The organism is Mycobacterium sp., from assembly GCF_035697385.1.
In the GTDB taxonomy this organism is placed as follows: Bacteria; Actinomycetota; Actinomycetes; order Mycobacteriales; family Mycobacteriaceae; genus Mycobacterium.
Map to the genome: position 1 here is coordinate 1 of NZ_DASSCY010000376.1, position 4,734 is coordinate 4,734.

4 protein-coding genes and 2 pseudogenes are annotated in these 4,734 nt (G+C 65.3%); 4 read left to right on the plus strand and 2 right to left on the minus strand.

Translation table 11 applies throughout. The features are described 5' to 3' along the window. Both VFH65_RS31120 and VFH65_RS31125 read left to right on the plus strand, forming a co-directional pair. Positions 1 to 271, plus strand: a 271-nt coding sequence (locus VFH65_RS31120) for a sensor domain-containing protein (protein WP_353327243.1), incomplete at its 5' end; no start/stop codon positions are given. Positions 272 to 366: 95 nt separating this feature from the next. Then, positions 367 to 695: pseudogene (locus VFH65_RS31125) on the plus strand (pirin-like C-terminal cupin domain-containing protein); the annotation flags it as partial. Here VFH65_RS31125 and VFH65_RS31130 read toward each other — a convergent pair. Beyond that, positions 692 to 1,885 carry an NAD(P)/FAD-dependent oxidoreductase gene (locus tag VFH65_RS31130; RefSeq protein ID WP_353327245.1) on the minus strand — a complete coding sequence of 398 codons (1,194 nt, stop codon included), beginning with the start codon at positions 1,883 to 1,885 and terminating at the stop codon, positions 692 to 694. The pseudogene VFH65_RS31125 and the gene VFH65_RS31130 sit on opposite strands and share 4 nt — an antisense overlap. 113 nt (positions 1,886 to 1,998) lie before the next feature. Here VFH65_RS31130 and VFH65_RS31135 point away from each other — a divergent pair, with 113 nt between their 5' ends. Both VFH65_RS31135 and VFH65_RS31140 read left to right on the plus strand, forming a co-directional pair. Further along, a complete protein-coding gene (locus VFH65_RS31135) occupies positions 1,999 to 3,003 on the plus strand; it encodes an AAA family ATPase (RefSeq protein WP_353327247.1) in 1,005 nt (334 codons plus the stop codon). Positions 3,004 to 3,011: 8 nt separating this feature from the next. Then, entirely contained in the window at positions 3,012 to 3,884 is an 873-nt protein-coding gene (locus VFH65_RS31140) for a DUF58 domain-containing protein (RefSeq protein WP_353327249.1), read from the plus strand. Positions 3,885 to 3,895: 11 nt separating this feature from the next. Here VFH65_RS31140 and VFH65_RS31145 read toward each other — a convergent pair. Next, positions 3,896 to 4,734, minus strand: a pseudogene (locus VFH65_RS31145) (hypothetical protein); the annotation flags it as partial.

The following is a 4,734-nucleotide window of genomic DNA, read 5'->3' on the forward strand; positions in this document are numbered from 1 at the left end:
CGGCGATTGGGATAGATGCCCGCAAGGCCAGGTATTGACCATGGACCTCGGCAACGGCGAGACCCGCCAATACGAGGCCGGCGAATTGATAGCGGGAGAGAACCGCATCGGTAACACCATCACTCGACTAGACCCGCCACCGCGAAGCTGCCACAAAGTCATGGCCGCGCAATCCAACGTCCTCGTGGAAACCACGGTCTGCGGCACCGGCGATGTCACCAGCCAAGCCAACGAGATCGCCGACCAGATCCTGGCCAAAGTCCCGCGCTAGTCGCGACGGCGAGGCCGCCGAACGGTATCGCCAGCTGACGGACCACATCGCCGGATCAATTGTGCCGCCGAGACGGCATCACAGCTTTTTCAGTATGGAATCGCGACTTCACGCATAGGTGTATGTGCTGTCCGGCCGGGGCGCGGTAGGGCCGGTCGGTCGTCCGATACATGAGGGTCAGCTGGCGGTGTTCGGTCCCGGCGATCGCATCAGCGTCAACGCCGAGCCCACCCAAGAGTCGCGCAGGCCGGCGTTGGAGATCCTCATCCTTGGCGGCCGACCGATTCGCGAGCCGGTCATGCAGTACGGCCCGTTCGTGATGAACTCGAAGTCCGAGCTGATCCAGGCGATGGAGGACTTCAATGCGGGTAAGTTCGGCACCATCCCGCCGAATGCGCTGATGCCGCACCGGCCGGGGACTTAGTGACCTGGTCGGGACTGCAGCGCTGGTGCAGCTGCGGCCAGGATCTCGGCACGATTTCCGTTGAGCGGCGGGTAGATTCGCTGGGTATTGATGACCTGCTTGGTGGCCTTGGCTTCGGCCCCGCTGGAGACCACCATGCGGTCCCAGCCCTCGGTGTAGACCGCACCGGCCGGGCCGAGATCCAAAACCGTGACGTACCAAGGGATTCGAAGCGGCAACATCGGCTCGCCCAGTAGATCGCTGATGACGTTGTATCCGGCGAAACGGCCCATCGGCCGACCGTGCTGGCACGACATCACCGAGACGTGGGTGTCGTCCATCCATGCTGCCGCGACGTCGCCTGCCGCGAACACGTCCGGCACGCCCTCGACGCGGAGGTAGTCGTCGACCTGGACGCGGCCGAGACGATCGCGTGCGACGCCCAGGTCCGCGGTCAGCGGGTTGGCCCGCATGCCCGCGCACCACACCACGGTCGATGCGTCCAGGCGTTCGCCGCTCGACAGCGTCGCGCCGCGGTCGTCCACCGCCTCGACGCGGACCCCTAGCCGGGTCTGCACGCCATTGGTAGCCAGCGCGGCTTCGATCACCGGTCGCGCCGAGGTGCCCATGTCGGAACCGACGTGCGGGTTGTGGTCGACGAGAACGACGCGTGGCTCGACGTCTGCGAACAGCGCGGTCAACCGTGCCGGCAGCTCGCAGGCGGTCTCGATGCCGGTCAGTCCGGCGCCCACGACGACCGCGGTGTGTGCAGCGGCCGTGCGGGGCTCGTCGGCCAGGGTGGCAAGGTGCTGCTGCAGCCGCTCCGCGCCGTCGTAGGTGTCGACGTCGAATGCGAACTCACTCAAGCCGGGGATATCGGGTTTGACCAGCCGGCTGCCCAGCGCGATCACCAGACGGTCGTAAGTAAGCGCGCTGCCAGACGTGGTCACGGTGTGCGCTATCGCGTCGATCTTCGTGACTTCGGCGGTGATGTGGTCGACGCCGGCCGGGTCCAGCACGTCGCCAAGGGGAATGCGGCACTGCGTCAGATCGGCTTCGTAGTTGCGGACCCGAATGTCGTGGTAGGGCTGCGAGCTGACCACCGTGATCTTCACGTCGCCGTCGGCGCCGAGTTCGTCGAGTCGTCTGGCCGCACCGAGGCCCGCCCATAGCCCGGCGAAACCCGAGCCGAGCACGACGACCTCGCTCATCCGGCTGACGGTACCCTCCACGGCGGGTACCCCTATCAGGCGAAAGTTTCAGGTGGTCCGACTGCAGGGAACATGGAGTTGCAGCGTCCAGATAGACAGCCCCTTAGGGAGACATGACCACCACGAGCCGCCCTCAGCCCAACACGGCCGACATGGAAAGCGCTCACCGTGTGGTGGACGCCATCGCACGATCCTTCGCCACCAAGGTGGTCGGACAGGACGACCTGCGCGAAACCCTGTTGATCGGTCTGCTCACCGGCGGGCACATCCTGCTCGAAGGTGTGCCCGGCCTGGCCAAGACCACCGCTGCGCGCATTGTCGCCGAGTCGATATCGGGCGGCTTTCAACGCATTCAGTGCACCCCGGACCTGTTGCCCAGCGACATCCTCGGCACCCAGATCTACGACTCGAACACCAATTCCTTTGTCACCCAACTGGGTCCGGTGCACACGAACATCGTTCTGCTCGATGAGATCAACCGCTCCAGCGCCAAAACGCAGAGCGCGATGCTGGAAGCGATGGAGGAACGCCAGACCACGATCGCCGGGAAGATCCACCCGATACCGCAACCGTTTCTGGTGATCGCCACGCAGAACCCGGTCGATCAGGAGGGCACCTATCCGCTCTCGGAAGCGCAGACCGACAGGTTCATGCTCAAGGAGGTTCTGCGTTACCCCTCGCCTCAGGAGGAGGCCGAGGTGATCTTTCGTATCGACGCCGGCGTGTATGACCGTTCCGCGCCGCTGAAACCGGTGATCAGCCTCGACGACGTGCGGCACCTGCAGCGCGTCACCGCCGGCATCCACCTCGACCCCGCGCTGGTGCACTACGTGGCGCAACTGGTGCACGCCACACGCCAGCCCGACCAGTTCCTGTCCCCGCAGTTGGCCCGACTAGTCGAGTACGGCGCCAGCCCCAGGGCCACCATCGCCTTCGCCCGATCAGCACGAGCGATCGCCGTACTCGCCGGGCGCAATCACGTTCTGCCCGAAGACATCCGCCATCTCGCCTACCGCGTGCTGCGCCACCGACTCATTCTTCGATTCGAAGCCGTCAGCGCCGGCGTGACGCCGGAGGACATCATCGACGCCGTGCTGCAATCGGTGCGGGTGCCCTAGGGCGCGCCATGGGCAGACACCTCAACCGCGCCAAACAGCATTTCGGCACCCACACTCGCGGCATGCTCGAAGGTGGGCACTACGCGCTGTTGCACACTCGCAGCCTGGAATTCGACGACCTACGTCCGTACGTCCCCGGCGACGAAATCCGCGATATCGACTGGCACGCCTCAGCACGGGCCGGCGATGTGCTCGTCAAACGGTTCGTCACCGAAAAGCACCACAAGATCCTGTTGGTCTGCGACGCCGGGCGCAACATGTCCGCGTTGACGCCCAGCGGCGAGATCAAACGCGATGTGGCCACCACCGTCATGGGCGCGATCGGGCTGATCAGCATGCGGCGCACCGACGAAATCGGCATGGTCTACGGCGATTCTCGGGGCAGCGCCAACGTGCGCAGCCGCCGCGGCGAGAACCACATCGAGGGCATGCTCGAGCAGTTCTTCACCCACAGTCGCGGTGGCGTCGGCACCAGCGACATCGTCACTCAACTCGAGCACGTCGCGCACAGCCACCGCCGACGACTGCTGCTGGTCGTCGTTTCCGACGAACCAGACGTCACGTCACGCCTCGACGAGGTCATCAAACGTCTGACCGGCCGCCACGAACTGTTGTGGGTGGCCGTAACGGATATGCCCGCAATCGGCGCGAAGCACGGACATGACGCCTATGACGTCGCGACCGGACGGTTCGTGCCGGACGGCGCCACCATGGGCACCCAGGTGCTCGCCGCTTACCGCAAAGCCGAACACCGCCGCGCCGCCGAACTCGACGAGTTCTTCCTCACCCGTGCCGTTCCGTTCGTCCGTATCGCGAACAGCGACGAAATACGAAGCAAGATAGTGCAATTGACGGAGGCATACCGCAATACCGCGCGATGAGCTGCTGCCCTTTACGGTGACGAGAGCTTCTGGATTCCTCGATACACCTGCACGCCGACGTAGGCCAAGACAACAGCACTGACCAAGGTGAGGCCCAGGCTGATCAGCAACAGCACGGCGGTCCCGGCGAAATACACCGAGGCGAGATCGATGAACGTTGCCCCGGTGTAGAGCGCGCTGAGCAACGCCAGCGCGACGCCGCCCCCGCAGATGCCATATGCGATGAACTGGTGAGCGAGTTTGGTGCCCAGCGCGAAGTACAGATAGATCAGGCTGGCCCAGATCAGGTCGGTGATGATGGTGCCGATGATGCCGGGCAGCAATGCCAGCACGATCGCCATCAGCAGACCTATGCCGAACGTGACGTAAACGAACGAGTCGGCCGACTGGTGTCTGAAGTTCAGGAACCACGGTTGGCGGATGAGTTCGCCGCGGATTCCGCGAGACATCAGACGTGTGATTAGCGAATTACCCTTGGCCAGTAGGGCATTGGCGGCATCAACCGGGCTCTGGGAGGTGTTGGGGCCGTACTGCGTGTACGGCGGGACTGACGCACCGGGAGGGTAGGGCTGGTGCGGCGGCCCGGGCTGCGGGGCACCGTATCCCGGCGGCGGCGGCGGTGTTGTCGGGCGCTGCGGTTGCCCATAACCCGGGCCGCCATACGGCGGCGGTGTGGGGGCCGAGGTGGCTTGGCCGCCGTATGGCTGGTGCGGCGGCGGCGGCGTAGGTGCGCGGTGCGGTTGCGCAGCGCTGGGCGGAGGCGGCGGGGGAGAAGCAGGGGGCGGTTGGCTGACACGCATCGTCTGCTCCTCGGCAGCGGGATCGAACTGCGCTGCGTCTTCACTCGGGG

Bases quoted from the DNA above. Each gene is read 5' to 3' on its own strand.
- VFH65_RS31130 (WP_353327245.1), bottom strand. From the start codon at position 1,885: ATGAGCGAGGTCGTCGTGCTCGGCTCGGGTTTCGCCGGGCTATGGGCG.
- VFH65_RS31135 (WP_353327247.1), top strand. From the start codon at position 1,999: ATGACCACCACGAGCCGCCCTCAGCCCAACACGGCCGACATGGAAAGC.
- VFH65_RS31140 (WP_353327249.1), top strand. From the start codon at position 3,012: ATGGGCAGACACCTCAACCGCGCCAAACAGCATTTCGGCACCCACACT.